General features: G+C 45.8%; 2 protein-coding genes. Both read right to left on the reverse strand.

Annotated features, from left to right (window positions below; all coding sequences use genetic code 11):
* Positions 1-349: 349 nt before the first annotated feature.
* On the reverse strand, positions 350-745 hold the full coding sequence (locus M4I42_RS16370; RefSeq protein ID WP_268853117.1) for a hypothetical protein: 396 nt from the start codon (positions 743-745) through the stop codon (positions 350-352).
* 153 nt (positions 746-898) lie between these two features.
* On the reverse strand, positions 899-3,340 hold the full coding sequence (locus tag M4I42_RS16375) for a phosphodiester glycosidase family protein (RefSeq protein WP_268853118.1): 2,442 nt from the start codon (positions 3,338-3,340) through the stop codon (positions 899-901).
* Positions 3,341-3,561 lie beyond the last annotated feature (221 nt).

The raw sequence follows: 3,561 nt of genomic DNA on the forward strand, positions 1-3,561 counted from the left end.
GACGAACTAGAGGAGCATTCGTAGGTGTCATGACCCAACCAACGTAGTCCTCGAAAGACTTGGGGTAGTCAACTAGGGCTTTTTACAAGCCCCCTCTTCAAAAGCCCAAGGCTTTAAGTGGTGGGTAGTTGACAATGACATTCACCTACTATTCTTGAAAATATATACTTATTTTAATAGAATGGCAATGAAATGAAAACAACTATTCTTTTTCATTTTTTAAATTTATCGGTAGAAAACATCCATGAGCAAGTTTTGCTTGCCACCTAAGCATGAAAATAACCGTTCATGAACCCGTTATTTTCACAGAAAAAGAAAAACAAGGAGCGTAGCTACTCCTCGTTCGTTGTTACGTAAAATCCGGCCAGTTCGTTTGCTGCTCATCTCCTTCGATTTTCACTAACGTCCGATAGCGGAATGGCAACAACTCATTGTCCGGCTTATGTAAAAATGGTTTAGCAAGTTCAAACGGAATTAAATCAAATTGTTCTTTATTTTCAGCAATCAAATATAGGCCAACAATTTGTCCCTTTTTCGACAAATCCAACGTGAGAAACGCCGGATAATACGTTCCATCGTTTGCTTCTAGTACAGCTTTAGCAGTCACTAAGCCGTCCCCTTCTGTTTCTACATCATCATTCACAATTTTCTCCAGTATTTTAACGGCCCATCCCTGTTTTTTATAGCCCCCGATTAATTTAGGAGGGTTTTCTTGTAGCTGTTTCCATACATCTTGATTTGTCATAAGAGCGTATAACCCCCTCCGCTTTCATGCAATTTTTAAAGCGATTCTGTCTTATGATATACATACTTTTATGTGAAATGCAAACGTTTTTCTATGGAAATTCAAGGCATTGTACCGGTTCTGGAAAGAAAAAAGGGGCGTAAAAATGAGCCCCTAGTTGTAAATCGCTTGAATGTCATCAATATATATCGTTCCTGCATTTTTGTTTATTTCGTTGACTTCCATATACCGAACAGGCATTTCTAACGTAACCGGCCATTGCACATCTGCCGGAATGTCCGCAGTGACATATTTCCATCCTGTCCAGTCGACATTTTTAGCAAAATCGATCCAATACCGTTTTCCGCTACCATCTTTTATTTGTGCCCGCAACCAATGTCCTTGTGCATCTCCATACACCCACATGCCGATTTTCATCGGATGTCCTTTTAACGTAATGCCCGTTTGAGCGACTACGTACACGCCGGATACTCCCGTTTTGTCGCTGAAGTCGTAATCGATTTGCAGCGCTTGTTTGCCATTTTTGGCGACCTCGTTCGTAAGCAACACGTTCGCGAAAGTGTAGTTCGCTCCTGACGTTAACCACGATAGACTGTTTTTTTCAAAGTCATCGAGAAGCACCGTTTCCGGAATTCCGACGGTGACCGGAATTGTCGCGATTTTAGAGCCAAGCCGAACCGTTAACGTTCCCGTTCCTTTTTTACTGCCGGCTTGGAACACGCCGTTTTCCACTTTTCCTAATCCGTTCGACACCGTATAGGAAAAGGCGTTTTCGTTTACCACGATTTCTTCCCCTTTGTAAAACGCTTGAATCGTCAGCGGCTGCTGGCTATTTTCCCGCACGTAAATTTCTTTCGGTTGCACGACAAGCTGATCGGCATCCGCAACGACATGCACCTTCACGCTTCCCGAGACGTTGCCAGAAGAAGCGGTGATCGTTCCTTCGACCGGCCGTTTCGCCGCGACAAAAGAACCGTCTTTTAAAAACGTTCCTGCGTTAGACGTCCATGTCACCGGCTGTTGCAACGGTACCGTCGTCCCTAGCAACGTAAGTCCTTTAACCGATAAGCCGAGATCGCGATACGTTCCGCCCGCCCATACCGTTATTTCTTGTGGTGTGATGACAAGCTGCTTCACTTCATTTGCTTGCCCTTTATACACGACAAGCAATGCGTTCGCCACCGGTCGCGCAAATCCGTCGGACGGCTTGTTTTCCACAGCAAGCGTCCCGTCTTTTTGCCGCACGACAAATGTCGATGATCCGCCTCCGTCTAGCGTCATCGCCTCCACCGCACCGAAATCCTTCATCAGCTTGGCTAGTTCGTCTAAGGTGACGCCATTGCTATGATCCGGGTTGCGTCCATCGACCACAACAGTAAACACGTTTCCATTTCGATCGATGCCAATGGCTGTGCGCGGATGCACTCCAGCAATGGAAAACGACTGCACCGCCCCGTTGCTAACGAGGTGATACCGCCCGCCGACCGCTTCCTGCACACCGCTCCACGCCGCTTGATCGTATTGAAGGGAGATTTGCACCGTATCGCCAACTTTCGCCTGCTGCAAGTAACTGCTTGCTTCACCATGACCGGACAATATGATTTCTCCTGGAAGCAGCGGTTCGTTTCCGATGCCGACAATCACTTCCTTCACCGTTCCGATAACAACGCCGTTTCCGTTCAATTTTCCTTGGATGTTCGTTAGCACTACTTCTGTCCCAAGCGAATTCGTCTGCGTTGAAGTGGAAAAGTACGGCGTATACAAGACGAGGTGATTCGCATCACGCCGCTTATTGATCGAGTGAATCCTATGGCTGTTCGCCCCATTAATCGTCATTTCCATCGTCACATCTGGGTTGCCGATCAACGGCTTCCCGTTCGCATCAATGCCAAAAATGACCCGCTCGTCAACAGGAGTAGTGTTCGTCGTAATAATCTCCCCGTTATGCACCATTAAATCGGTCGGAGAACCGTTGTCTTTAAAATAGTCGCCATTGACCGCCCCGAGCACAAAATGCCCGTCAAAATCGGCGCGATTCGCTTGTTGAAGAACGGTTTCAATCCCAAGCACCTGCTCGTTGGACAGCGCCGTTTCAATGCCGATATTATTTGCGCCAGTCGCGATCTCGAATTTATAGACGTACTGTTTGCCGCGGGCGCTAGCAATCTCTAACTCTGACTTTTCCACTCCAGGCACAATGACGGTGGACGATTCGCTCATCACGTTCCCAAGCGAGAGTTTCTTGCTGTACCATTCCGGATTGACGAGTTTCAGCTTCTCTTTTGGCGGCGTTTTATACAGAACATATCCGCTCATGTTCGTGACATATAAATTACCGCCAAGCCCGTATTGCTTGCCGTCATAAGAATAGACGCGATATTGCTCTTTTGGTTTCAACACTCTCACAAACTGCAATTTTCCGTTCGCTTTTTCCCATAGATTAATCGGTTTTAACACTTCAATTTTGCCAATCTGTCCTTTTACAAGCTTTGCACCTTCCCAGTACACGGTCGTTGCCGCCTGAACATTCGGCGTCGACAATACCCCTACAAGCAAAGCCGCAAAGAAAAGACTAGCCAACCACTTGCGAAACATGACAAACGCTCCCTTTACTAGTTTCATAGACTTCTTTCGACATACATTGTCTATTATACGACAAAAAAGGCGATTGTTTCCACAGTTTTTTACAAAGTTTTCTTCATATAGGGAATGGTACTATAATTGATTGCTGAATCTAGAAAAACAAAAGGCTGCCTCGTAAAAAGCAGCCTCTTTTAAATTATATACATGCACTTTAAAGTAATGACTTCTGTATG

The organism is Anoxybacillus sp. J5B_2022 (genome assembly GCF_026847645.1).
Taxonomy (GTDB): domain Bacteria; phylum Bacillota; class Bacilli; order Bacillales; family Anoxybacillaceae; genus Anoxybacteroides.

Bases quoted from the DNA above. Each gene is read 5' to 3' on its own strand.
- M4I42_RS16370 (WP_268853117.1), bottom strand. From the start codon at position 745: ATGACAAATCAAGATGTATGGAAACAGCTACAAGAAAACCCTCCTAAA.
- M4I42_RS16375 (WP_268853118.1), bottom strand. From the start codon at position 3,340: ATGTTTCGCAAGTGGTTGGCTAGTCTTTTCTTTGCGGCTTTGCTTGTA.